Consider the following 24,070-nt stretch of genomic DNA (forward strand, 5'->3'; position numbering starts at 1 on the left):
CAGCCACCAGACCATTTTCGTACCGTCACGAAAATGACCCCGCCACACCACACCACTCTCCTCCAAACGAAAAACAGTCCCGAAATACACAAAAATAGTTAGTTTTACTTGACTCACCGATTAGCTTTATTCTACCTTTCAACCATTAAAGCTAACTAAAGAGTTGCGTATGACTACTTCACACGGCACCGAATTCGAAATCCACGACCCGAACAACACCCTGACCCCGCGTCAGCGGGAAGTGCTGGTGTGGGTCGTGGAAGGCAAGGACAACGGCGCGATCGGCATTCTGGTCGGCATCACCCTGGGCACGGTGAAATTTCACCTGGCTGCCCTGATGCGCCGGTTTGATGCATCCACCCGGGGCCTGCTGATCAGCAGGGTCTGGGATGCCGGACTGGTGCGGGCGCAATCCGCAGGCCGGAAGGCTGCCCGCGCCACCAAATCAGCCAGCCGCACGGCAGGCTTCCTGTTGCTTGCCGCCGCAATGGGACTGCCCGGTACCGGCAGTGACACGGCGGTTGTTCGCACTCCGCGCACGGCCCGGGTTCGGGTCACTCAACGGCGCGGCAACGACGATTACAGCGTTATCCAGCCCATGAACCTTGAGCATCTCCGCCCGGGAGATAGGGAGGCAGCATGATTCCGGAAAACATCAGCCTGCAGGAAGCCGCACGGTGCCTGAATCTGGGCCCGCGCAAGATGATCCGCGCGATGAAGCAGCGCGGCATCCTGGACAACCAGCGCCTGCCCAATTGGCGCTACACCCAGCGCGGCCTGTTCCAGGTGCAAACAAAATCATTCAACCACCCTACCCGGGGCCTGCAGCACAGCGCCAAAACGCTGGTTACGCCCGCCGGCCTGGAATTCCTGCGTGAAGAATTCGCAGAGCAGATCGACATTCAGGAGGCCTCGTGAAGCAGATCTCTACCTTTTTCGCGCTGATGGCGGAGTTCGGTACTGCCGAAATCCCGCTGGAAGACGTGTGCGAAAAGTTCTTCGGCCTCAAGCCGGACATGGCCAAGAAGCGCGCCGCCCGCCAGCAGCTGCCGGTAACCGCCTACCGGGCCGGCACCCAGAAAAGCCCCTGGCTGGTGAGCGCGCAGGATCTGGCCAACTACATCGACGACCAACGCCGCAAAGCCCGCCGGGAGTGGGACCAGGTAAACGCGGCCTGATAACGAAAGGGTAGCCCGACATGGACATCAAGACAGTCACCAGCACGTTGCGGCCGCTGTTCAACCTCTCCAATGAGGTGACGGAGACCAACTTTAGTTACCAGATGCTGCTGGCCACGCAAATTCTGCAAACCGGCAAGCCGGTGGAGCAGATGACTCTCGCGGAGATTCAGCAGCTGATCGAACAAGCCAACGATGAATACGAAGGATCGTGAACCCAGGAGAACGCATGAAGACCATTGAGGAAAGCGAACTGCTCAGCTGGAAGGCTATCTGGCAGGCGGTAAAGGACGGCAAGCGCGGCGACATCATCCGCGCGATCGACCAGCACGTGCACCGGTACCCGGAAGACCTGCACGACGAAGTGCGCCGGCGGGCAGTGCACATTGTGCGGTCCACCCAGCGCGCCCCGGAGGAGGTAGCCGAACGCATCCGCCGGGTGTCAACGACTATCCGGATATTGCAAAAAGGCCGCTTTACCGGCCGCGGAGTCACCACGGAGACAAGCCATGCAAATTGATTTGCCAGAGAACACCCGCGTCATCGACCTGATCCGGCTTGCCAAGGCCCAGGGCAAACGCCTGGTGTGGAAGCAGGACGGATTCCGGTACCGGCCACACGTAGAGGAAGCCGCCAATGATCAGCCACCTGTTGTTACTCGCCTGCGCCCTCGGTTGCGTCTGGTGGATAGCAAGAACCAGTGAGGACCACATCATGATCACCATGAGAGCCACCGCCAACGATATCGAACGCGCCCTGCGTGACCTGCACGATCTGGCCGCCAACGGCAACTGCAGCAACGCGCGCCACGCCGGCCAGTTCCTGCTGGCCCTGTGGGACGGCGACCTGAACCCCCTGAACCTGCGCGAGTTCAAGTACCTGGAACCCCGCTACATGCGACAGGCCCTGCAGTTGTTCACCTTCCTGATGACCACCGGCACGGACCTGCAGAAGTTCATGGGTGCGGAGGCGATCGACAGGGTGGCAGATAACCTCAGCGCCATGAACTGTGACACCTTCCGCGACCGCTGTAACAGCGGCACCCGACCGGCAGCGCCACCCGCACCAGCGGCCCGCACGTTGCCCTGATATCACCAATAACAGAACCCACAGGAGTATCACCATGGATGCACCAGCACCCAACCACCGGGACACCGATGTTGTCCGCTTCCTGGAAGACCTGGACGGCGGCGTATTCCTGCAGAAGATCGCCCGCGCCATCAGCGAAGTGGCCGGCGGAGTTGTGGACCACGATGCCAAGGGCAACCTTGACCTGAAGCTGAACTTCCAGCGCATCGGCAACAGCTACCAAGTGAACATCGCCCACACCCTCAAGTACACCGTGCCCACCATGCGCGGCAAGATCTCAGAGGAAGACACCACTGAAACCCCGATGCACGTGAACACCGGCGGCAAGGTGAGCATCTTCCCGGAGAACCAGAACCAGTTGTTCACCCGCAAAGGTGAGCCACAAACCCCACAAAACACCGAGGAATGATCCCCATGGAAAAGCAAGCGCTTGAATACCTGTCCGCCACCCTGAAGGCCAACGGCGCACTGGAAGCAGTGCTGGAAGAATCCTGCCATACCGCTATCCCGCTGCCGGAAGGTGTGAAAATTGAGAGCCTGGAACGCTTCATGCCACTTCGCCGCCGGTACCGGGGCGAACTGACCACCACCCAGATTGACCAGTTCGCGGAGTACACCAACCAGATGGCCGGTGAAGTTCAGGCCAACGGCGCAGAGCCAGACGTGACCATCCCATGCTTTGTGGATCCGGAGTTCATGACTGCCAAGGTGTTCTTTGATTTGGGCACGATCGAAGAGCCGGGCCACGGCGACCACACCGCGCACCTGAAGCTGCCGAAAACCGCCGCCTTCCAGGAACTGCTGGGCAAGGATGGCCGTGCCATGGACCAGAAGGAACTTGCCGAATGGCTGGAAGACTGGGCACCGCAGCTGGAAGCCACCAACGAGGAAGGCACCGCCCTGCCCCTGCCCTCAGCAGTGGCAGCCGTGCGCCGGATCACCATTGGCGCGAAGCAGGAAACCACCAGTGAAGACAAAACCTTCGGTGGCCGCCGCAGCGCCATGAGCGAGATCGAAGCGCAGAACAAAGACACCCTGCCGGCCTTCATCGAATTCACCTGCGAGCCCTACCACGGCCTGCCCAGCCGCACATTCCGCCTACGGGTAAGCCTGATCACCGGCGAAACACCGCGCCTGATAATGCGCATCGTGCGCCTGGAGCACCACCAGGAGGACATGGCCAACGAATTCCGCGAGAAGCTGGAACACGAACTGGACGGCCAGTTTGTGGACACCTTCGTGGGCAACTTCAAGCCGTAACAGAGGACGGAATTTGATGAACCAGGAACAAATGATTGACCTGCTCAGAGAGCGCACCCTGAAGATCTGCGAACTGTCGCTGGAAGTCAGCAAGCGCGGACTGGCTCAGGCATTCGTTAGCCTGTTCGGCAACACCAAAGCTATGAGTGCAGATGTCCAGCCAATCGATGCAGTACACAGAGAAGACTCTGCCTTGCCAAGGCCGGGGAAACTGGCCGAGGTGGACATTCTTTTCTACTTCTATGACTTCCACAACCAGCAGGAGCAGGAAGAGCACTTCCGGGAGCAACTGACGGAGGCGGACCAGTACATTGCCTACCTCCAGTTGCTGCTGGCTCAGGACAAGCCGATCAAGATGGCGGCTATGCGGGGTGCGGCGTGATCACCGCCCGCCTGAACAGACTCCTGGCCGCCTACCAGCAGGCCAGGAGGCTGGTAGGCAATGCAAACCGGGGCAAGGCCATTCCCGGAGTGGCCCTGCGCTGGTGCGCTCGGATCCGGCAGGCCATCAAGGCAGAGATTCTGGTGGTGGAAGCGGTGATCAGGCCGGAGCGGCTTTTCCAACTCCGGCCACAGATTATCCCTGGAAACATTCCAGCAAACGAGAGAGAACTTAAGCGTGTTTCAACCTGCTACTAGAGCGACGCTTAACTGCGGAAGTCTTCAGGCCGCGACGGCTATGGTGCGTATAGGTAGCCGTTGCCGTTCTGGTGACTTGCGGCTTAGCAGGCTCAGCTCGCAGGTTGACACCCAGCCCCTTCAGAATGCGATTGATAGTCTCAAATCGCGGCTTTGCACCAGGGCTCAACGCCTTATAAAGACTCTCCCGGCCAAGGCCGGTATCTTCCGACAGCTTACTCATACCCCTTGCTCTGGCGACCTCACCGAGCGCTTCAAGAAGCTCGTCCATGTCACCATCAACAAGAATCTCGGACAGGTAGGCAACGATGACCTCATCATCATCCAGGTACTCCGCCACATCGAAGGGGCGAACACCGTACTTTTCAATTGCTTCCTGATTAACAGTCATATTCATCACCTCTCACGGGTTCTTCCCGTGAATATCAGCAGCCATTTCCTTGGCCTTCTCTATGTCTTTATCCTGAGTGGACTTATCTCCGCCAACCAGAAGCCAGTAAACCTCGTCTTCAACCATCGTGTAGTAAAGACGATACCCCGGCCCCGTGAACAACCGCATTTCAGAAACACTGTCGCCAACGGGTTCATGGTCACCAAAGTTGCCCTTACGGGCCCTTTTAATCCGGCGAAGTATGCTGGCCTTCCCTATCGGATCCCTCAGCTTAGCCAGCCAATCACTGAAAACATCCGTTTCGTTCAGTTTGTTCATGATCAAAGTGTATCCAACCGAATACAGAAAAACAATGCAGGAATAGTAACGAATAGTACAGAAAAATTGACCACCAGAAACCGCCCGGCCTATACTAACCCCGTCGCTGCAAAATCAGCGGCCGGGTTTGGCGACCCGCGCAGTACAGGAGAGCACACCGCGTCTCCGTTCGAGTCAGCGGTTTTTTTGTGCTCAGAGCATGGCAAGCCCAGCGTTATGGGGCGGGCCGTGCGGGAGACCCTTCGGGGTCTGCCGGATCCTGTACCCGGTTCGCCAACCCGTGCGGTCCCGCTCCACCTGTTTGGCGACAGGTCGGCGGGTTCCTTAACCGAGTACAGGAACCAATGTCATGCATAATCACACCCAAGGTGCGCCCGCACCGTCCGGATACCTGGTATTTGAAGGCACTGAACTCTCTATTATCGACCACAACGGCCAGCCCTGGCTCGCAGCAGCCGACCTTGCCCGTGCATTAGGCTACTCCAGGGCCGATAAAGTAAGTCGTTTGTATCGCGAGAACTCTGACGAATTCACAAGCGGTATGACGGAGACCATCACTCTCAGCAGCGGGGGCTCATCCGAGAACACCGATTCGGGGTTCTCGGGAAACCTCACTAAAACAGTCCGCATTTTCTCCCCACGCGGCTGCCACCTCCTGGCCATGTTCGCCCGCACAGACAAGGCGAAGCACTTCCGCAAGTGGGTACTGGATGTACTCGACAAAATATACATGCATCCACCCGCCGACCGCGCCAGCTACCAGTTGCGCGAACAGCTCTCCGCTGCCATCCGGTCCGTCACGGTCGGCTTCCGCAGCAAAGGCGCGTCCTACGCCATCAACGAACGCATCCGTAACCACTTCGGAGTGCGCCGGGTGGAAGACCTCACCACCAGGCAAGCGCAGGATGCCATCTTCATGGTGGAGCAGCTGCGGCCAATCACCCAGCGCTGGGTGAAAGCCATGAACCGGGCAGAGAAAGACTTCATCCGCCAGGTGCTCAAGGTAGAAACCGGCCCCATGCTCAGCGCACCCACACTGGTGTGCCTGGATATCGACAGCAACGGCATCGTGAACCCCTTGCACCATCCAGAGCTGGACAAACTGCAGAAAGCCAACCGCGGCATGCACGACATGCTGGCACTGTTTCAGGAGGAGGAGTAACCATGACTCAGGCAATCAACCAACTGACCACCGAGCAAATGACCGAATGGCTGTATGGCCGCGCGGAAGAAATCTTCCTGCTGTGCGCCATCATCAACCGCCGTGGGTTGGCCCATGCCTTCTGTGACCTGTCTGGCCATATTCAGTCGCTGGACAGTGAGGTATTCCCGACGGACTCCAACTACTGCCCGTCGGAAGCAACCCCGGCAGTAGCAAAGGTAAGGGTGCAGCTGGACTTCACATCATTCCTGATCGATCAGGCACCCGACGATTACCAGGCCCGCATGCAGCAGATGGACGACTACGCCGCCCTGCTGGACAGAATCATTGAAGCCGGCAAACCCATCACAAGGGAGAACGCAGCATGACACACCCACTCACCGGCGGCATGAGCGCCACCCAGATCCGTCAAACCCTGCAGGCCATCGACCTGCTGCAGCCAGCGGTCAAGCTTCACCACATGAACCTGGAAGACCAGGCGGATGTACTCGAGGAGCTGGAGCGCAAGGGCAAGTCACTTTCCACCATCACCCTGCGGGAATTGTCGCTGGTGGTGCAAAAGCAGCAGCGGAAGGCGGTATGAGCTCAGAGGTAAAGGGCGGCTTCCTTGCACGGAATGCCGCCCTGCTCTGCCAGGACAGCCAGTTCCGGCTGTATCTCGACAGGCGCAGGGCGGCCAAGTTTAACCTGGACATTCCCGATGGCACCCACACAGAGGAGGATGCCCGGGAATTCATCCTGCAGGCCTGCGGCATCCAGTCACGGGCGCAACTGGACCACAGCCCGCAGGCTGCCACGGTTTACCGGCAGATCAGGTATCACTACCAGCGTTGGCAGGATCGGCAGAGCCGGCGAGATCCGCTATCTCGGTGAACAGGTAATTGCACGCATCAGCAACCCGCCCCGAAACAAGCCCTGCTGACAAGACCTCCTGCAGCCGGCTGCCAGTTTTGGCCAGATCACCGATGGCCACCAGGGCTTCCTCGCACTGGTTCCGTTTGTTCAGCTTCTCATTCGTTTGCATCTCTATACTCCTTTGAGATTAAAAGAAAAGTGTGGCCACACTTGAGAAGCTATAACGGTTCTTCCAATCTGCAAGGAGGGAGAAGATCACATTTAACAACGTTTTTACAAAGTGCAGGGTCGCCGCACGCCATCCAAAAACACAACCTGTAGTGCTAAACGGATAAGAAAAACCCACATATAGTTGACAAATAGTTACAAAACGATGAGCATTGGAGATGAATGGCTCTATCTTTAGAACCGTTCGGAATGGGTAGGAATTGCTGTGTTGAGGTTGCAGCCCCAACACAGCAGGGCGGGCCCGATAAATCACCTAGCAGCCGCCACCGATGTCGCAATCGGGTGTGAAGAGTAGTTTACTGAGTGCAAACTTTCAACTTTTCACCATTAGGATTCTTCTGCTGGGTTTAGCCAACAGGTGTTAAAGCAATGGCTGACTCCAAGAAACCCGGACAAAGCTCCGGCCGCGACGGCGGTATATATCGTGAAACTGGCCCACGAGGGGGCTCAACCGACAACTGGGCAACGGTACCCGACAACAAACCGTTACCTCCAACCTCGAAACCAGGAAACAGCTGGCACAGGGTGCGGAGAACCCCAGACAGTAACCGTTAAATCGGTTAAGAAAGGCGGCGAGTCCGCCTTTCTTTTTTATCTCACATTCAAACGCGGTCGATAGCGCCATCCTTCATACTTGTCGTGAGGCTCATGCTGGCTCAGATGGGTGTACCTCTGAAGAGAAGACCAAGTGGTATGCCCACTCACCCCCGCCACCCGCGGAATATCCCATCCACGCTCGAATAACCAGCTGATGCACTCGTGCCTGAGATCATGAAAGTGCAGGTCCGCAATGCCCAGGAACTTGCACCACTCCGTAAACCGGGTACTGATGGATTTTGAGTTGAAGGGGAAGATTCTCTCATCCACCTCCGGCTGCTGCTGGATGATGGACCAGGCCTCATCAGTGAGATAGACACGCCGGTTATTGCCGGCTTTCTGGCTCGGGTGCTTCATATCAGGAACGATCACACTCTGGGTCCGCTCATCCAGGTCAGTCCATCGGATCCTGGTAATTTCATCCTGACGGCGAGCTGAAAACAGCGCAAACAGTATGACATCGCCAGTGCGCACCTTGCGCCGGGACTCCGTAGACTTACCGTATTCAAGAATCTTCTCCAGCTCACCGAGTGTAGGCCTTCGATCCCGTTTGCCGGGCTTCGCCACCAAGCGCTCCCGGCGGCAGGTCTCTGCAGCATCGTTCAAAGCATCCAGCGCCACGGGTATTCCCCAGGCACTGCGTGCAGTCTTGAGCACGCCACGCAGCCAGATCAGGTCATTGGCAGCCGTCTGCGGCTTCACCGTTTTGACCCGCTCGGCAACGTGCGCCACAAAATCCTGACTCTGGATCTCCAGCGCATCGAGCTTTGCCAGGTCATAGGTCTGGAGCCGCTCCATATCCATGGCCTTGCTTCGCCCAAAGCCAGCGCCAAACTCTCGCTGGTACCGGACGATCAAATCACCGATGGTCACACCACGATGACGAACCTTATCAATAGCGCCGGGCTCCTGGAGCTCCAGTTCACGACGGTTTGCCCAATCTTTCGCCAAAGCCTTACGGTCAAAGGTGCGGCTTTCACGATATACTATCTTCCCTTTCCGCTTGAGGCGGATCGCAGCCCGGTATGATTTGGTACCATCGGCACGGGTTCTTGCAGTAATGGTAGGCACGGTGCTCCACGCTCCCTGATGCGGTGCTCCAAACGGATTTCGGGAGCACTTTTGGAGCACCAATACTACAAAAACGGGTAAAAATGGGCAATAAATGGTCTATAATAGCGAGCTAGAAAAAGCAGGAAATTCAGCGGAAAGCAGCGCAAACACTGGCGGGAAGCTATCTCGTCGGCTTTCAGTCGCTCCAATGATGGACTGGACCACCCCGCACTTTCGTTACCTGGCCCGCATCCTCAGCAAGCGGGCGCTGCTTTATACAGAAATGGTCACCACAGGTGCGCTCATCCATGGCGATACCGAGCGCTTTCTGCGCCACGATGTTTCAGAGTATCCGCTGGCGCTTCAGCTCGGCGGCAGCGACGCTAACGAGTTGGCCCATTGCGCGCGTCTGGCGCAACAGTTCGGATTCAGCGAGGTTAACCTGAACGTGGGTTGCCCCAGCGACCGGGTGCAGAACAACATGATCGGCGCCTGCCTGATGGGTCATCCAGACAAGGTAGCAGAGGGCGTGGCCGCAATGATTGAGGCCACCGACCTTCCGGTTACGGTAAAGCACCGCATTGGTATTAACGGCCGGGAATCCTGGGACGAGCTGTGCGAGTTTATTGAAACCGTGGCAGCAGCCGGCTGCAAAACGTTCATTGTGCATGCCCGCATCGCCGTTCTTGAAGGCTTGAGCCCGAAGGAGAACCGCGATATTCCACCCCTCAAATACGACTGGGTGTATCGTCTGAAACAGGCCTATCCGCACCTGGAAATCATCATCAACGGCGGCATAAAAACCTTCGGGGAGTGCCACGAGCACCTGACCCACACCGATGGCGTGATGCTGGGGCGAGAGGCCTACCACAATCCCTGGCTGCTGGCCGAGGTAGACGCTGAGCTTTTCGGCGAGCCACCGGCCGTTACCAGTCGCCATGAGGCGCTCCGGGCCATGTTCCCGTTCATTCAGCAGGAGCTGGACCGGGGCGTGTACCTCACCCACATTACCCGCCATATCATGGGCCTGTTCCTCGGGCAGCCGGGGGGACGGCAGTTCCGCCGCCATCTGAGTGAGAATGCCAACAAACCCGGCTCCGGGCTGGAAGTAGTCGAACAGGCGCTGGCGAAAGTCAGAGAACCGGAACCCAGTTTGGAAACCTGATCGCCACCATACCTTTTGTTGTCTTGTTACTGTCGTAAGCTGCCGTTATTGTAGGAGTTAAAAGGGCATTGTGGATGAATGCCCGAATAACACCGAACCATCGGGGTGACAGGACGAATGAACAGCAAACTCGCACAGCTTAAAACCATGACCACGGTTGTGGCCGACACCGGCGATATCGAAGCTATCCGGCAGTGGCGCCCGGAAGACGCCACCACCAACCCTTCTCTGTTGCTGAAGGCCGCGGCCTCTGAGGCGTATCGGCCCATGCTGGAAAAGGCCGTGGCCCATGCTGCACAACACGGTGGCTCGGATGCCGAACAGCTGACGGTCGCAACCGACATGTTGGCAGTGCTGGCTGGCAAGGAAATTCTCGGGCTGATTCCGGGCGTGGTCTCCACCGAGGTAGATGCCCGGTTGTCCTTCGACACCTCTGCCACTCTGGAACGTGCCCGCCGCCTGGTGGACTTTTACGATCGCCAGGGCGTGGACACTAACCGTGTTTTGATCAAGATCGCCTCCACCTGGGAGGGTATCCGTGCAGCAGAGCAGCTTGAGAAGGAGGGCATCCGCTGCAACCTGACGCTGCTCTTTTCTTTTGTGCAGGCAGTGGCGTGCGCCCAGGCCGGCGCCCATCTGATTTCACCGTTCGTTGGCCGTATCCTCGACTGGCACCTGGCCAGCTCCGGGCGCGACAGCTATCCGGCCGAGGAAGATCCTGGCGTACTTTCGGTTTCACGCATCTACAATTACTACAAGGCCAATGGCTTCAACACGGTGGTAATGGGTGCCAGCTTCCGCAACACCGGCGAAATCGAAATGCTGGCCGGCTGCGACCGGCTCACCATCAGTCCGGCACTGCTGCAGGAGTTGAAGGATGATCAGGGCTCTCTGGCCAGGAAACTCAACCCGGAGACGGCCTCCTCGCACGACAAGCCGGGCCAGATTAACGAGAAGCAGTTCCGCTGGGAATCCAACGAAGACGCCATGGCCACCGAAAAGCTGGCTGATGGCATTCGCCGTTTTGCGGCAGACCAGATCGAACTGGAGCACCGGGTCCGCCAGCTCGCCCAGGCGGCCTGACATTTGTTGAAACGAAGTAACTGACCATGATCGAACGCCTGAAGAAACTGTTTTCCGTTGCCGAGTCAGAGCCGGTCGAGCCGGATGCACATCAACTGGCCGTGGCAGCCACGGCCCTGATGGTGCAACTGTCACGGGTCGATAACCAGGAAGATGAGCGGGAACTGAAGACCATTGTCGACTGTGCGGTGAGGGCTCATCAGATTACCCGGGAAGAGGCTGAGGAAATCCTGCACGATGCCCTCGCCCACGCCGAGGACGCCACATCGTTGTATCAGTTTACCGGGCAGATTAACGATCATCTGGATCAGCAACAGAAGCAATCCCTGTTGGAGAGCATCTGGCGGGTAGCCTTTGCCGACGGCCGTATCGACAAATACGAGGAACACCTTATTCGCCGAATGGCAGACCTGCTGCATCTTAATCATCGCGAGTTCATGCAGGCCCGGCACCGGGCGGAAGAATCCGCATCCTGATTCAAGGAGATTCCATGTTAGCCATTCTTCACCCCAATACCGCTCTCGATAGTGAAGCCTATCGCCAGACCATGGAATACCTGGAAAACCTTCCGGGCGTCAGTATCCGGGTACACGAAATTCAGGGTGCCAGCCAGCGACTGACCGAAATCTACCTGCTGGGCGACACCAAATCCCTGGAAAAAGCAGAAATTGAAGCCCTGCCGGCGGTGGAACGCGCCATCCGGATTTCCGAGGATTACCGGATTCTTGGGCGCCACAAGGATGACCAACGCCAGAGTGGGTTTACTTATAACGGCGTGGAGTTCAGCCAGAACAACCTGAACATTTTCGCCGGCCTTTGCGCGGTGGACGTACCCGAGCATGTGGAAATGATGCTGCAGGCGCTGGAAGACAACGGTGAGGTATGTACCCGAATGGGTGCCTACAAGCCGCGCACCAACCCTTACTCCTTCCAGGGCCACGGCAAGGGCTGCCTGCCCTGGGTGTTCGAGAAAGCAGGCAAGCATGGCATCAAGGTGATTGCCATGGAAATCACCCATGAAAGCCATATCGAGGAAATCGACACCTGCCTGGAAAAACTCGGCCGGCCAACCGGCGTGATGTTGCAGGTAGGCACCCGCAACACCCAGAACTTCGAGCTGCTCAAGGCCATTGGCCGGCAGAGCACCTACCCGGTGCTCCTGAAGCGTGGTTTCGGTATCACCCTGAACGAATCCCTGAATGCAGCCGAGTATCTGGCCAGCGAGGGCAACGCCAACGTCATTTTCTGTTTACGCGGTATGAAAACCGAGGCCGGCCTGCCCCACCGCAATATGGTGGACTTTGCCCATGTGCCTGCGGTCAAACGCCTGACCCGCATGCCGGTGTGTGTGGACCCATCACACTCCGTGGGCAGCCGGGACCAGTCACCGGATGGTATTCTTGATGTGATGCACGCGACCGCACAGGGGGTCATTGCCGGCGCCAACATGGTGCTGGTGGACTTCCACCCAAAACCGGAGAAAGCCCTGGTTGACGGCCCTCAGGCGCTTCTGATGAGCGAACTGCCGGCCTACCTGGAAGATATTCGCCTGTGCCACGAGACCTGGAAGAAACGCCAGGCCATCTACCAACGCCTCAGGGAAACTACAGCAGAATGATCGTTTATGGTCACCGTGGAGCCAAAGGAGAGGCTCCGGAAAACACCATGCCTGGCTTCATCCATGCCCACCGGCATGGCATCCGGCATTTTGAGCTGGATCTGGTGCTGTCTAAAGACGGCATCCCGGTACTGGTGCACGATCTGACCGTGGACCGCACCACCGGCCAGAAAGGCAGTGTCGGCAAGTATACCGCCGCCGAACTGGCCGAGATGGATGCGCGCCGCAATACCAGCTCATGGTCCCGGAAAACCGGTATACCCTCGCTGGAGAATCTGCTCGATCAGTTTGATGACATTGAGCACCTTCAACTGGAAGTGAAAAAGGATGCACGGCACAGGCTGAACATCCTGTGCAATCGCCTGACCGAGATCATCCAGCGCCGGGATTTGTACCAGACGGCCGCCATCACCTCGTCCGATCCCTGGTTTCTGCGAGAAATCCGGCGGCGCGACAAAAACATACGCATCGGCCTGGTAGCCGAGCGCAAGTTTCCCAAGCCACTGAACCTGGCCACCCGGCTGGGCTGCGAATATTTCTGTGTGAACTGGAAAATTCTGACCAAAGGCATGGTCGAGACGGCACATCGACGGAACATGCATGTCTCTACCTGGACGGTTAACCGTATCCACGACATGCTGCTTCTGGAAGAGATGGGGGTCGACAGTATTATCACCGATTACCCCACCAGCACCCGTATGTTTTTCGACAACCGGGCCAAGGCGGTGTTGAATCTGCCGATCCGGGAAACCTCACCAGAGCCCGCCTGAAGCAAGGCTCTGGTGGGCAACGGTCTGATCAGAAGATACGGTTCAGGCCGTTGAGGGCAGCTACCCGATAAGCTTCCGCCATGGTCGGATAGTTGAAGGTGGTATTGATGAAGTAGTTCAGGGAATTGGCTTCCCCTTCCTGATTCATAATGGCCTGGCCGATGTGAACAATCTCGGCAGCCTGGTCACCAAAGCAGTGTATCCCCAGAATTTCCCGGGTCTCCCGGTGGAACAGAATCTTCAGCATGCCCACGGCTTCGCCGGTAATCTGCGCCCTCGCCAGATCCTTGAAGAACGCCTGGCCGACATCGTATGGCACTTTGGCTTCGGTCAGTTCGCGCTCGGTTTTACCAACAGAGCTGATTTCCGGAATGGTATAAATGCCGGTAGGCACGTCGTCCACAAAGCGGAAATACTCGTCCTGGGTAATGTCAGACGAGGCCGCCCGCCCCTGGTCGTAAGCGGCACTGGCCAGGCTTGGCCAGCCAATCACATCGCCGGCGGCATAGATATGCTCGACTTCCGTGCGGTAATGCTCGTCTACTGCCAGCTGGCCCCGGCTGTTCGGTGTCAGGCCCACGTTCTCAAGCCCCAGATTCTCGGTATTGCCGCTACGGCCATTACACCACAGGAAGGCATCGGCCCGAATCTTCTTGCCGGATTGCAGTGACAGTACAACGCCGTGATCGTCACCTTTCACGGATTCATACTGCTCATTGTGGCGAACCAATACACCGTTGTTACGCAGGTGGTAACTCAGGGCATCGGAAATTTCATCATCCAGGAACGACAGCAAGCGACTGCCCGGGTTGATCAGGTCTACCTTCACACCCAGTCCAGCAAAGATAGAGGCGTATTCCGACCCAATGACACCGGCACCGTAGATAATCAGGGTACGCGGGGTGTGGGACAGATTCAGAATGGAGTCTGAGTTGTAGATCCGATGATGACGGAAGTCGACATCGGGCGGCAGGTACGGGCGGGAACCGGTGGCAATGATGGCCTGTTTGAAATGGATGGTTTCCACGGACTTGTTGCCACGGATTTCCAACCGGTGCTTGTCGACAAATGCGGCACGGCCGTTGATAAGGTCTACCCGGTTACGGGAATAGAACTGAGTGCGCAGCTTCACCTGTTTGCCAATCACCTTCTGGGCGTTCTGCAATACCCGCGGAAAAGAGAACCAGCGCGGTTCACCAATGTCCCGGAACATCTGGTTGGTGTTGAAGGTGATGATCTGCTTGACCGAGTGACGCAGTGCCTTGGACGGAATGGTGCCCCAGTGGGTGCAGTTACCGCCAACCGTAGGCTTGTCTTCAATGATCGCGACGCGCCTGTTGTGCTTCGCCGCATTCATTGCCGCCCCTTCTCCCGAAGGACCGGCGCCAATAACCACCACGTCGTAATGATGCTCTGCCATGCGCGCACTGACTCCTTATCTACACTCTGAAAGCGTAGCTATAGTTATTAATGTATTGTTGGCCTGGAGCGGTTATTTGTCGGCCTTGGTGGCATCGTATGCCAGGTCTTCCGCTTTTACTGGCTCATCCGAGCCGCTCCGGCTCTCTTCGCATTTCTGGGTATTGCCCCCGCAAATCTCACAGGAAGTACTGATTCCCAGAGCGCCAATACCACCGCAGGTTCCGCTGATCGGCTTTCGACCGAAAATCACACCGATCGACATACCGGCAATCAGCAGCACCACAATAAACAACACCAAAAGAAAGGTACCCATTACTGCCCTCCTTTACTGGACAAGGTAAGACGAGAACGCCGGTGTCTGATGGGTTTCAAAGCCGTTGTCTCCCCTCACAATAAAAAATGCGGGAATGTTTTCACGGGTTGCCAGGCCCATGGCCTTGTCAAAACCCATCACATTAAAGCCGGTTGCCAAGGCATCTGCCGTGATACAGTCTTCTGCAATAACCGTAACCGATGCCAGTCGATGACCAATCGGCTTTCCCGTCTCAGGGTCTATTGTATGGGAGTACCGCTGGCCGTTCGATTCGTAATAGTTACGATAATCGCCGGACGTCGCCATGGCCTGAGCATCCAGCGCCACCACACTATTTACTGCCCGGCCCTGCTCTATCGGTTGCTCAATAGCCAGACGCCAGGCGGTACCGTCCGGCTTGCGTCCATTGGTACGCACTTCGCCGCCCACTTCCACAAGGTAAGCGCCAACACCTTCACTGTCGAGGTAACGGGCCACCGCATCCACGCCATAGCCCTTGGCAATACCCGACAGATCAATGTACTGGGGCTTCTCGCTGCGAATGGCACTGGCCAATTCATCGAACTCCAGGTGCTCCCAACCGGTGCCACCAAGTACGGTGTTCAGTTCATCGTCGGAGGGTATCTGTTCAGGCCGCGCCTTGGGCCCAAACCCCCAGAGATTCACTACCGGGCCAATGGTCACGTCGAACGCCCCACCCGTCAGTTCAGCAATCTCGACTGACCGCCGGATAACCTCGAACAATGCCGGCGAAAGCTCAACCCACTCCGACTGGTCCCGCAGACTGTTCAACTGAGACAGCTCGGAATCCGGCTTCCAGGTCGACATGGCATTGTCCACCTGATCCAGCGTGCTCTCGATGCCCTTGGCCAGAGTCTGAAGCCGTTGCTCATCTTCTGGCAATACGACGTTAATGTGATAGGTCGTCCCGAAAATCCCGCCAGAGATCTCCCAGACTTTTTCTTCTTCCTGAAACGAACAACCCGCCAGGGTGGCCAGAGCCAGCGCCATAAAGACGCTGACCACGGCTACCCTGGCGGGTCGGAACATGCGGGATGTCATGCGGTCTGATTAACCTCCGAAGTCATCCAGCATGATGTTCTCGTCCTCTACACCAAGATCTTTCAACATCTTGATCACAGACGCGTTCATGATTGGGGGTCCACACATGTAGAACTCACAGTCTTCCGGAGCCGGATGGTCCTTCAGATAGTTTTCGTACAACACGTTGTGGATAAAGCCCGTAGGGCCGTTCCAGTCATCGGTTGGCAGGGGGTCTGAAAGCGCCACGTGCCACTCGAAGTTGTCGTTCTCTGCAGCCAGACCGTCGAAGTCTTCCACGTAGAACATTTCGCGTACGCTACGCGCACCGTACCAGAAGCTGATCTTGCGCTTGGAGTTCAGGCGTTTGAGCTGGTCGAAGATGTGAGAACGCATCGGCGCCATACCGGCACCACCACCGATGAATACCATTTCCGCATCGGTATCCTTGGCGAAGAACTCACCAAACGGTCCCATCACGGTAACCTTGTCGCCCGGCTTCAGGTTGAACACGTAAGTGGACATGATACCCGGCGGATGGTCGGTACCAGGAGGTGGCGTGGCAATACGGATGTTGAACTTGAGAAGACCTTTTTCTTCCGGGTAGTTCGCCATGGAGTAGGCCCGGATGGTTTCTTCCTTGTTCACGCCCTTGTAGCGCCAGATATCGTGCTTGTCCCAGTCTTCGTGGAACTCTTCCTCGATATCGAAATCCTTGAAGTTGATTTCGTACGGAGGGCACTCCAGCTGTACATAACCGCCAGCGCGGAAGTCTACCTCCTCGCCTTCCGGCAGCTTCAGTACCAGTTCCTTGATGAAGGTGGCCACGTTGTGGTTGGAGATAACCTCACATTCCCACTTCTTCACACCGAAGAACTCTTCCGGCACTTCGATCTTCATATCCTGCTTCACAGGAACCTGGCAGGACAGGCGCCAGCCTTCTTTTTCTTCACGGTTGGTGAAGTGGGTCTTTTCCGTCGGCAGCATGGCGCCACCGCCGTCCAGAACCTTGCACTTGCACTGGGCACAGGTACCGCCACCGCCACAGGCAGAGGACAGGTAGATGCCGCTGTTGGCCAGAGTACCCAGCAGCTTACCGCCCGCGGCGGTCTTGAGCGTGTGCTCGGGGTCGTCGTTGATCTCAATGGTCACGTCACCGGTGCTTACCAGCTTGGAGCGGGCTGCGAGGATAACCGCAACCAGCGCCAGAACGATAACGGTGAACATGACCACGCCGAGAATAATTTCTGTATTCATGGTCTCGCCTTTTCGTTAAACCGAATCACCGGGTGAATTACAGGGAGATGCCTGAGAACGACATGAAACCCAGTGACATCAGACCAACGGTAATGAAGGTGATGCCAAGGCCACGCAGTCCGTTCGGAACATCGCTGTACTTGAGCTTTTCACGGATACCCGCCAGAGCAATGATGGCCAGAGCCCAGCCAACGCCAGCGCCGAAGCCATACACCAGACTCTCGCCAAAGGTGTAGTCACGCTCAACCATGAACAGTGACGCCCCAAGGATGGCGCAGTTAACCGTAATCAGCGGCAGGAACACACCCAGCGCCGCGTACAGGGCCGGAATGTATTTATCCAGCACCATTTCCATGATCTGTACGATCGCGGCGATAACACCGATGTATGTCAGCAGGCCCAGGAAGCTCAGGTCCACATTCGGCAGACCGGCCCAGTCCAGGGCACCTTCACGCAGGATGGTGTTATAAAGCAGGTTATTCACCGGTACGGTGACGGTCAGTACCACCACAACGGCGATACCCAGACCAGTCGCCGCTTCGATCTTCTTGGAGATGGCCAGGAAGGTACACATCCCCAGGAAGAACGCCAACGCCATGTTTTCAACAAAGATCGCCTTAAGCAGGAGGCTCAGATAGTGTTCCATCAGAAGGCCTCCTTGACGGTATGGCGAGACAGTTTGTAGTCAGGCTCTTCTACTTGCTCCGGCTTCCAGGTACGCAGGCCCCAGATCGCCAGGCCGATGATGAAGAACGCACTCGGCGGCAGCAGCAGCAGACCATTCGGTACGTACCAGCCGCCTTCGTTAACGACAGGCATCAGGCTTACGCCGAACAGCGAACCGGCACCCAGCAGCTCACGGAAGAACGCCACGAACAGCAGAATAACCGAATAACCCAGGCCGTTACCGATACCATCCAGGAAGCTCATCAGCGGCGGATTGGTCATGGCGAAACCTTCCGCGCGGCCCATAACGATACAGTTGGTGATGATCAGACCAACGAATACCGATAGCTGCTTGGAGATTTCATAGGCATAGGCCTTGAGAATCTGGTCTACCACGATGACCAGGGAAGCAATGATGGTCATCTGCACGATGATCCGGATACTTCCCGGGATCTGGGTTCTTACCAGAGAGACCGCCAGGTTGGAAAATGCGGTAACGGCTGTAACCGCCAGACACATGACGATACTCACGCTCATGCTGGTGGTTACCGCCAGCGCCGAACAGATACCAAGGATCTGAAGGGCGATCGGGTTGTTACTGAAGATTGGTTCGAAGAGAACCTGTTTGGCTGTTGAGCCTGCCATGATCAGACCTCCCCTTCACGAAGTTTTTTCAGGAACGGGGCGAAGCCGCGCTCACCCATCCAGTAGTTCACGAGCTGCTCGACACCACGACTGGTCAGTGTGGCACCAGAGAGCGCGTCAATCTTGTGTTCCTTGTCCTTGGCATCGGCGCTGACCCCACCTTTCACCAGACGGATCTGGGGTTCGGTCGGATCGTCACTGTAGAGTTCCTTGCCTACCCACTGCTGTTTCCAGCGCGGGTTATCAACTTCACCACCCAGGCCCGGCGTTTCCGCGTGGGCGTAGAAACCCAAACCTTCAATAGTATTGAGGTCGCCTTCAAGGGAAACGAAGCCGTACAGGGTAGACCACAGACCGTAGCCGTGAATCGGAAGCACCACACGAACCAGCTCGCCGTTCTCGCTCAGGGTGTAGACCTTGGCAACGTTCGGACGACGCTTGATGCCAGCTTTGTCTTCAGACGACGGGATGTTGGTCGACATCTCCGGATCGGAAGCAGCCTTGTACATGTCGTACTTCATGGGATCCTGAACCCCCACAGCAGACGGCTCTACAAAATCGCCCTTGTCGAGGTCGACCAGGCGGACATCGAAGCGTGCAAACGTCTCTTCAATGTCCTGCGCGGTTGAGCCTGGCTCAAGCATGCCGGCGGCAGAAAGGATGTTAGTTTTGATGTCCAGATTCTGGTTCTGGATCTGCGCGGGACGGAGCATGACCGCAGCCGTGGAAACCACAACCGAGAACACAATACTCAGTACCAGCGCCACCATCAGGGTTCTGGAGACGGTATCTTTTGCTTTAGCCACGAGCAAGCCTCCGTTTGATGTTGGCCTGAACCACGTAGTGGTCCATCAGCGGCGCAAACAGGTTAGCGAACAGGATCGCCAGCATGATGCCTTCAGGGAAGGCCGGGTTGATCACACGGATCAGCACCGTCATCACGCCCACCAGGATACCGAAGCACCAGCGACCGGTGTTGGTCATGGCGGCAGATACCGGATCCGTTGCCATGAACATCATACCGAAGGCAAAGCCGCCCATAACCAGGTGCCAGTGTGCCGGTACGCCGAACATCGGATTGGTTTCTGAACCGATAAGATTCAGCAGCAGCGACATACCGATCATGCCGATCAGCACACCACCGACAATCCGGTAGGAGGCGATCTTCATGGCCAGCAGGATCAGACCACCAATCAGAATGGCGATAGTGGAAGTTTCACCCATGGAGCCCTGAATGGTGCCCACAAAAGCGTTCATCCAGCCAATCTGGGCTTCCAGTGCTTCGAGGCCACCAGAGGCAGCCCAGCTCAGGGCCGTAGCGCCACTGAAGCCGTCTACCGCCGTCCAGACGGTATCGCCGGAGATCTGTGCCGGATAAGCGAAGTACAGGAAAGCACGGCCGGTCAGTGCCGGGTTCAGGAAGTTCTTGCCGGTACCGCCGAACACTTCCTTACCGATAACCACACCGAAGGTGATACCCAGCGCCACCTGCCAGAGCGGGATGGTCGGCGGGCAGATCAGCGCGAACAGAACGGAAGTGACGAAGAAACCTTCGTTCACTTCGTGCTTGCGCACGGTCGCGAACAGGACTTCCCAGAAGCCACCTACAATAAAGGTAACCGCGTAAATGGGCACGAAATAAGCCATGCCATAGACGAAGTTATCCCACAAGCCAGCGCCGGCTCCGGTTACCGCCAGTGCGGTAATGAATGCCTCACGCAGTCCACCGTCGGCAATCATCGCATCCGGGTTGGAAGCCAGGAAGTTGTTGGCCTGGAAGCCAATGTTCCACATGCCGAAGAACATGGCCGGGAACGTACACAGCCACACCGTGATCATGATGCGCTTGAGGTCTATGCCGTCACGCACATGAGCGGTGGTTTTGGTCACGCTCGCAGGCGAATAGAAAATGGTATCAACGGCTTCGTACAGTGCATACCAGCGCTCGTACTTGCCGCCTTTCTCAAAGTGGTGCTCGATTCCATCGAGAAACTGTCGGATTGCCATCGTATTAGCCCTCGATCTCGATTCGGGTCAGGTTCTCACGGAGAATCGGACCGTATTCATATTTGCCGGGGCACACGAAGGTGCACAGCGCCAGATCTTCTTCGTCCAGCTCCAGGGCACCCAGTTTCTGTGCCATTTCAGTGTCGCCCACAATCAGCGAGCGCAGCAGCTGCGTTGGCAGAATATCCAGAGGCATCACCTGCTCATAGGCACCCACCGGCACCATCGCACGCTCACTACCGTTGGTCGTGGTCGTGAAGTTGAACAGCTTGCCGGGATTGAGCTTGGACAGATAGATGTTCAGCACGGAGAACTTGTTGGGACCCGGCGACAACCAGCCCATGAACTCGCGTTTGCTGTGTTCTTCCAGAACAGTAATCTGGTTGGCGAACCGCCCCAGGTAAGCACAGGGGCCATCACCGCGACGGCCACCGAACACAGAGCCGGAGATGGCACGGACTTCACAGTCTGTGGCAACTTCACCGTCCAGAAGTTCCGGCAGGCTGGCACCCAGACGGGTACGAACCAGGCGCGGCTTCACAGCCTTGGGGCCACCAATAGCGACAATGCGCTCGACCGGCACTTCACCGGTTTCGAACAGCTTGGCGATATCGATCACATCCTGGTAGTTGATAAACCAGACAGTCTTGCTGGCCGATACCGGGTCCAGGTGATGGATATGGGTACCGACATTGCCTGCCGGATGCACGCCATCAAACTGATGCACTTCGATATTGTCAGCCTTGGGCACGGCAACGTTAGAGCCGGGCTTGCCGGTCACAAACACTTTGCCGTTGGTCAGGCGGGAGATAATAGTCAGGCCTTTTTCAAAAGCCTTGCTATTTTCGCCGATGATAACGGTGGGGTCTGCCGCCAGCGGATTGGTGTCCATAACAGACACAAAAATCGAATTCGGCGCAGAGTCGATCTCAGGAACCTTGCTGTAGGGACGTGTACGGAAAGCTGTCCACAGGCCGGACTCTACCAGGTTATCAACCACCTGCTGGCGTTCCAGGCCGGCGAGGTCGGAATCGCTGTAGCGGGCATAGGTTTCCGCATCGTCGCCATCAATTTCGATCACGACAGACTGGAAAACGCGACGCTCACCGCGATTGATTTCTTTCACCACGCCTGCAGCGGGGGAAGTATAACGAACGCCTTCGGTCTTCTTGTCCGTGAACAGCAGCGTACCGCGCTTGACACGGTCTCCCTCTTTCACAGCCATCGTCGGCTTCATGCCGTGATAGTCAAAACCGATGAGCGCCACGTGGCGAACCGGCTTGCCGTCAGTAATGGTCTGTTCGGGAGCGCCGCTGATGGGAAGATCCAGGCCTTTTTTGATCTTGATCATTAGCCTCATCCAATCATCAGAAACTATTCTGTGGATTTGTAACGCCCGGCCCCTGCGGCCCTGGTTTCCTGTCCGGATTGCGCCGAACGGCTGCACCTTGAGGTTCAAATGCCATAGCAGTTGCTGCTGTTTGCCATTTGACGCAGGAAAAGATGAGAAACGGGGTGCCAGACATACCCAAAATCGCGCCAATTATAGAGATTAAGGAAACCTATTTCCACCGGTAACAAAAATGGTTTTGTACGGCCGAAGTAACAAAAAACCCCGGCAGCTGGCGCTACCGGGGCTTTCTGTCAATCAACTGCCGAGACCGGCCTACGACTTTAGTCGCGGGCGCGCTTCGGGAAGATCGGATAGGTTACGCCGGCCATCTGGTTCACACAACGCACAACCTGGGCGCTGTAGCCGAATTCGTTGTCGTACCACACGTACAGGATCAAACGCTTGCCATTGGCGATGGTAGCCTGGGCATCGACGATACCGGCATGGCGGGAGCCCACGAAATCGGTGGAAACCACTTCCGGAGAGTTCACGAAGTCGATCTGCTTCTGCAGCTCGGAGTGAAGCGCCATATCGCGCAGATATTCGTTTACCTGCTCGCCATCCACATCGCTTTTCAGGTTCAGATTCAGGATCGCCATGGACACGTTCGGTGTCGGCACCCGGATCGCATTACCGCTCAGCTTGCCTTTCAGCTCCGGCAGTGCTTTGGCAACAGCTTTGGCCGCGCCGGTTTCGGTAATAACCATGTTCAACGGGGCGCTGCGGCCACGACGACTGCCCTTGTGGTAGTTGTCGATCAGGTTCTGGTCGTTGGTGTAGGAGTGAACGGTTTCAACGTGGCCATCCTCAATGCCGTACTCGTCATTGATGGCCTTCAGTACCGGAGTGATGGCGTTGGTGGTACAGGAAGCAGCAGACAGGATCTTGTCTTCGTCGGTGATCCAGTCGTTGTTGATGCCATAAACGATGTTCTTGATGTCGCCCTTGCCCGGCGCAGTCAGAATCACTCGACTGACACCCTTGGACTTCAGATGCAGGCCCAGGCCCGCTTCATCGCGCCACTTACCGGTATTGTCGACCACGATGGCGTTGTTGATGCCGTACTCGGTGTAGTCCACCTTGTCCGGACCATCGGAGTAGATCACCTTGATAAAGTTGCCGTTGGCGATCAGCGCAGAGTTCTCGGCATCGACCGTGATGGTGCCATCGAAAGGACCATGCACGGAGTCACGACGCAGCAGGCTGGCACGCTTTTCCAGATCGTTGTCAGCACCACCCTGGCGAACAACGATCGCACGCAGGCGCAGGTTGTTGCCGCCACCGGCTTTTTCAACCAGGATCCGCGCCAGTAGTCGGCCGATCCGGCCAAAGCCGTAAAGCACCACATCCTTCGTTTCTTCCTTGGCATCCTTGGCCGCCTCTTCGGCGTACTTGCCAACCACCGGGCCGATTTCCTTTTTCAGAAACTCGGTGAGGTCACCGCCCTCTGCCTTGAATTTGACCGCCAGCTTGCCAATATCCACGTGAGCGCGGCCAAGCTCCAGCTTGTCCATCGCCTCGAGAATGGGCAGCGTATCGTGAACAGACAGCTCGCTGTCCTCAACCTGACGCACAAACCGGTGGGCGCGGATGATATCGATAACAGACTGGTTAATGATCGCACGGCCGTATACGGACGTAACAACGTTGTTTTTACGGTACAGGCGGCCGATCAGCGGGATCATCGCTTCTGCGGTGGACTCCCGGTCAGTCCAGTTGGACAGGTGCTGGTTGATCTGTTCGTGACTCACGGTTGGAACCTCGTATAGCACTGGAAATAATTTGGGGCGCACATTATCCAACTTAAAAAGCCGTACGGCAAATAGCCGTTTGTATGCCCCGACCATGACACTGTCACAACCGGGCGATAGAATAGCGCCGCCCCGGTTAATGATGCATCTATTCAGGAGAACGCTTGAC

General features: G+C 56.9%; 32 protein-coding genes and 1 pseudogene. 20 read left to right on the forward strand and 13 right to left on the reverse strand.

Annotation, left to right across the window (positions count from 1 at the left end; genetic code table 11):
- Positions 1-169 precede the first annotated feature (169 nt).
- Genes Q675_RS22175 through Q675_RS22225 form a run of 11 tightly spaced genes read left to right on the forward strand, consistent with a single transcriptional unit; the run spans position 170 to position 4,166 of the window.
- The gene (locus Q675_RS22175) at positions 170-643 is read left to right on the forward strand and encodes a response regulator transcription factor (protein ID WP_023010540.1); all 474 of its coding nucleotides are present in this window, start codon (positions 170-172) and stop codon (positions 641-643) included.
- A complete protein-coding gene (locus Q675_RS22180; protein WP_023010541.1) occupies positions 640-918 on the forward strand; it encodes a phage antirepressor KilAC domain-containing protein in 279 nt (92 codons plus the stop codon). Before Q675_RS22175 ends, Q675_RS22180 begins: the two co-directional genes overlap by 4 nt.
- Complete coding sequence (locus Q675_RS22185) at positions 915-1,178, forward strand: pyocin activator PrtN family protein (RefSeq protein WP_023010542.1); 264 nt, start codon at positions 915-917, stop codon at positions 1,176-1,178. Before Q675_RS22180 ends, Q675_RS22185 begins: the two co-directional genes overlap by 4 nt.
- A gap of 20 nt (positions 1,179-1,198) precedes the next feature.
- On the forward strand, positions 1,199-1,393 hold the full coding sequence (locus tag Q675_RS22190; protein WP_023010543.1) for a hypothetical protein: 195 nt from the start codon (positions 1,199-1,201) through the stop codon (positions 1,391-1,393).
- Entirely contained in the window at positions 1,390-1,698 is a 309-nt protein-coding gene (locus Q675_RS22195; protein ID WP_152525347.1) for a hypothetical protein, read from the forward strand. The genes Q675_RS22190 and Q675_RS22195 overlap by 4 nt, the downstream gene beginning before the upstream one ends.
- A complete protein-coding gene (locus Q675_RS22200) occupies positions 1,688-1,882 on the forward strand; it encodes a hypothetical protein (protein WP_023010545.1) in 195 nt (64 codons plus the stop codon). Before Q675_RS22195 ends, Q675_RS22200 begins: the two co-directional genes overlap by 11 nt.
- Positions 1,883-1,892: 10 nt before the next feature.
- Positions 1,893-2,267, forward strand: coding sequence for a hypothetical protein (locus tag Q675_RS22205; RefSeq protein ID WP_023010546.1), 375 nt, complete (start codon positions 1,893-1,895; stop codon positions 2,265-2,267).
- A gap of 34 nt (positions 2,268-2,301) precedes the next feature.
- A complete protein-coding gene (locus tag Q675_RS22210) occupies positions 2,302-2,676 on the forward strand; it encodes a hypothetical protein (protein WP_023010547.1) in 375 nt (124 codons plus the stop codon).
- A 5-nt stretch (positions 2,677-2,681) separates the two neighbouring features.
- A complete protein-coding gene (locus tag Q675_RS22215) occupies positions 2,682-3,527 on the forward strand; it encodes a DUF2303 family protein (protein WP_023010548.1) in 846 nt (281 codons plus the stop codon).
- Between the two features lie 16 nt (positions 3,528-3,543).
- On the forward strand, positions 3,544-3,909 hold the full coding sequence (locus Q675_RS22220; protein ID WP_023010549.1) for a hypothetical protein: 366 nt from the start codon (positions 3,544-3,546) through the stop codon (positions 3,907-3,909).
- Positions 3,906-4,166 carry a hypothetical protein gene (locus Q675_RS22225; protein ID WP_023010550.1) on the forward strand — a complete coding sequence of 87 codons (261 nt, stop codon included), beginning with the start codon at positions 3,906-3,908 and terminating at the stop codon, positions 4,164-4,166. The genes Q675_RS22220 and Q675_RS22225 overlap by 4 nt, the downstream gene beginning before the upstream one ends.
- Positions 4,167-4,254: 88 nt before the next feature.
- Here Q675_RS22225 and Q675_RS0119000 read toward each other — a convergent pair.
- Both Q675_RS0119000 and Q675_RS22230 read right to left on the reverse strand, forming a co-directional pair.
- Positions 4,255-4,557 (reverse strand): annotated as a pseudogene (locus Q675_RS0119000) (addiction module antidote protein); the annotation flags it as partial.
- A gap of 12 nt (positions 4,558-4,569) precedes the next feature.
- Positions 4,570-4,875 (reverse strand): type II toxin-antitoxin system RelE/ParE family toxin, encoded by a 306-nt coding sequence (locus Q675_RS22230; RefSeq protein WP_023010552.1) that lies wholly within the window; start codon positions 4,873-4,875, stop codon positions 4,570-4,572.
- Between the two features lie 349 nt (positions 4,876-5,224).
- Here Q675_RS22230 and Q675_RS37695 point away from each other — a divergent pair, with 349 nt between their 5' ends.
- Genes Q675_RS37695 through Q675_RS38045 form a run of 4 tightly spaced genes read left to right on the forward strand, consistent with a single transcriptional unit; the run spans position 5,225 to position 6,910 of the window.
- Positions 5,225-6,037 (forward strand): Bro-N domain-containing protein, encoded by an 813-nt coding sequence (locus tag Q675_RS37695; RefSeq protein WP_023010553.1) that lies wholly within the window; start codon positions 5,225-5,227, stop codon positions 6,035-6,037.
- A gap of 2 nt (positions 6,038-6,039) precedes the next feature.
- On the forward strand, positions 6,040-6,405 hold the full coding sequence (locus Q675_RS22235; RefSeq protein ID WP_023010554.1) for a hypothetical protein: 366 nt from the start codon (positions 6,040-6,042) through the stop codon (positions 6,403-6,405).
- Positions 6,402-6,620, forward strand: a complete 219-nt coding sequence (locus tag Q675_RS22240; RefSeq protein WP_023010555.1) for a hypothetical protein — start codon at positions 6,402-6,404, stop codon at positions 6,618-6,620. Before Q675_RS22235 ends, Q675_RS22240 begins: the two co-directional genes overlap by 4 nt.
- Positions 6,617-6,910, forward strand: a complete 294-nt coding sequence (locus Q675_RS38045; RefSeq protein ID WP_023010556.1) for a hypothetical protein — start codon at positions 6,617-6,619, stop codon at positions 6,908-6,910. The genes Q675_RS22240 and Q675_RS38045 overlap by 4 nt, the downstream gene beginning before the upstream one ends.
- Positions 6,911-7,711: 801 nt before the next feature.
- On the opposite strand, the gene Q675_RS22245 is transcribed toward Q675_RS38045, so the two are convergent.
- A complete protein-coding gene (locus Q675_RS22245; RefSeq protein ID WP_023010558.1) occupies positions 7,712-8,788 on the reverse strand; it encodes a site-specific integrase in 1,077 nt (358 codons plus the stop codon).
- A 94-nt stretch (positions 8,789-8,882) separates the two neighbouring features.
- Here Q675_RS22245 and dusA point away from each other — a divergent pair, with 94 nt between their 5' ends.
- From dusA to Q675_RS22270, 5 genes are all read left to right on the forward strand, one after another.
- Entirely contained in the window at positions 8,883-9,935 is a 1,053-nt protein-coding gene (gene dusA / locus Q675_RS22250) for a tRNA dihydrouridine(20/20a) synthase DusA (RefSeq protein ID WP_031211000.1), read from the forward strand.
- A 117-nt stretch (positions 9,936-10,052) separates the two neighbouring features.
- Positions 10,053-11,018, forward strand: coding sequence for a transaldolase (tal, locus tag Q675_RS22255; protein ID WP_023010560.1), 966 nt, complete (start codon positions 10,053-10,055; stop codon positions 11,016-11,018).
- Positions 11,019-11,044: 26 nt separating this feature from the next.
- Positions 11,045-11,494, forward strand: a complete 450-nt coding sequence (locus Q675_RS22260) for a TerB family tellurite resistance protein (protein ID WP_022991577.1) — start codon at positions 11,045-11,047, stop codon at positions 11,492-11,494.
- Between the two features lie 14 nt (positions 11,495-11,508).
- Positions 11,509-12,636 carry a 3-deoxy-7-phosphoheptulonate synthase gene (locus Q675_RS22265; protein WP_014421087.1) on the forward strand — a complete coding sequence of 376 codons (1,128 nt, stop codon included), beginning with the start codon at positions 11,509-11,511 and terminating at the stop codon, positions 12,634-12,636.
- Entirely contained in the window at positions 12,633-13,406 is a 774-nt protein-coding gene (locus tag Q675_RS22270) for a glycerophosphodiester phosphodiesterase (RefSeq protein ID WP_011785396.1), read from the forward strand. Before Q675_RS22265 ends, Q675_RS22270 begins: the two co-directional genes overlap by 4 nt.
- A gap of 28 nt (positions 13,407-13,434) precedes the next feature.
- Here the strand turns inward: Q675_RS22270 and sthA are convergent, their stop codons facing one another.
- The 10 genes from sthA to Q675_RS22320 all read right to left on the reverse strand — a co-directional run bounded on the left by sthA (position 13,435) and on the right by Q675_RS22320 (position 23,835).
- Positions 13,435-14,826, reverse strand: coding sequence for a Si-specific NAD(P)(+) transhydrogenase (sthA, locus tag Q675_RS22275; RefSeq protein ID WP_011785397.1), 1,392 nt, complete (start codon positions 14,824-14,826; stop codon positions 13,435-13,437).
- A gap of 72 nt (positions 14,827-14,898) precedes the next feature.
- A complete protein-coding gene (gene nqrM, locus Q675_RS22280; RefSeq protein WP_011785398.1) occupies positions 14,899-15,141 on the reverse strand; it encodes a (Na+)-NQR maturation NqrM in 243 nt (80 codons plus the stop codon).
- Between the two features lie 12 nt (positions 15,142-15,153).
- Positions 15,154-16,203, reverse strand: a complete 1,050-nt coding sequence (locus tag Q675_RS22285) for an FAD:protein FMN transferase (protein WP_031211001.1) — start codon at positions 16,201-16,203, stop codon at positions 15,154-15,156.
- A gap of 9 nt (positions 16,204-16,212) precedes the next feature.
- Positions 16,213-17,439 carry an NADH:ubiquinone reductase (Na(+)-transporting) subunit F gene (gene nqrF / locus Q675_RS22290; RefSeq protein ID WP_011785400.1) on the reverse strand — a complete coding sequence of 409 codons (1,227 nt, stop codon included), beginning with the start codon at positions 17,437-17,439 and terminating at the stop codon, positions 16,213-16,215.
- 37 nt (positions 17,440-17,476) lie between these two features.
- Positions 17,477-18,085, reverse strand: coding sequence for an NADH:ubiquinone reductase (Na(+)-transporting) subunit E (nqrE, locus tag Q675_RS22295; RefSeq protein WP_011785401.1), 609 nt, complete (start codon positions 18,083-18,085; stop codon positions 17,477-17,479).
- The gene (locus Q675_RS22300) at positions 18,085-18,750 is read right to left on the reverse strand and encodes an NADH:ubiquinone reductase (Na(+)-transporting) subunit D (protein ID WP_014421083.1); all 666 of its coding nucleotides are present in this window, start codon (positions 18,748-18,750) and stop codon (positions 18,085-18,087) included. Before Q675_RS22300 ends, nqrE begins: the two co-directional genes overlap by 1 nt.
- Positions 18,751-18,752: 2 nt before the next feature.
- Complete coding sequence (locus tag Q675_RS22305) at positions 18,753-19,556, reverse strand: Na(+)-translocating NADH-quinone reductase subunit C (protein ID WP_022991580.1); 804 nt, start codon at positions 19,554-19,556, stop codon at positions 18,753-18,755.
- Positions 19,549-20,757 carry an NADH:ubiquinone reductase (Na(+)-transporting) subunit B gene (locus tag Q675_RS22310; RefSeq protein ID WP_011785404.1) on the reverse strand — a complete coding sequence of 403 codons (1,209 nt, stop codon included), beginning with the start codon at positions 20,755-20,757 and terminating at the stop codon, positions 19,549-19,551. Before Q675_RS22310 ends, Q675_RS22305 begins: the two co-directional genes overlap by 8 nt.
- A 4-nt stretch (positions 20,758-20,761) precedes the next feature.
- On the reverse strand, positions 20,762-22,108 hold the full coding sequence (locus tag Q675_RS22315; protein ID WP_023010562.1) for a Na(+)-translocating NADH-quinone reductase subunit A: 1,347 nt from the start codon (positions 22,106-22,108) through the stop codon (positions 20,762-20,764).
- A gap of 323 nt (positions 22,109-22,431) precedes the next feature.
- Complete coding sequence (locus Q675_RS22320) at positions 22,432-23,835, reverse strand: glyceraldehyde-3-phosphate dehydrogenase (RefSeq protein ID WP_412917493.1); 1,404 nt, start codon at positions 23,833-23,835, stop codon at positions 22,432-22,434.
- Between the last annotated feature and the right edge of the window lie 235 nt (positions 23,836-24,070).

Origin of the sequence: Marinobacter sp. EN3, from assembly GCF_000475315.1 — a bacterium.
In the GTDB taxonomy this organism is placed as follows: Bacteria; Pseudomonadota; Gammaproteobacteria; order Pseudomonadales; family Oleiphilaceae; genus Marinobacter; species Marinobacter nauticus.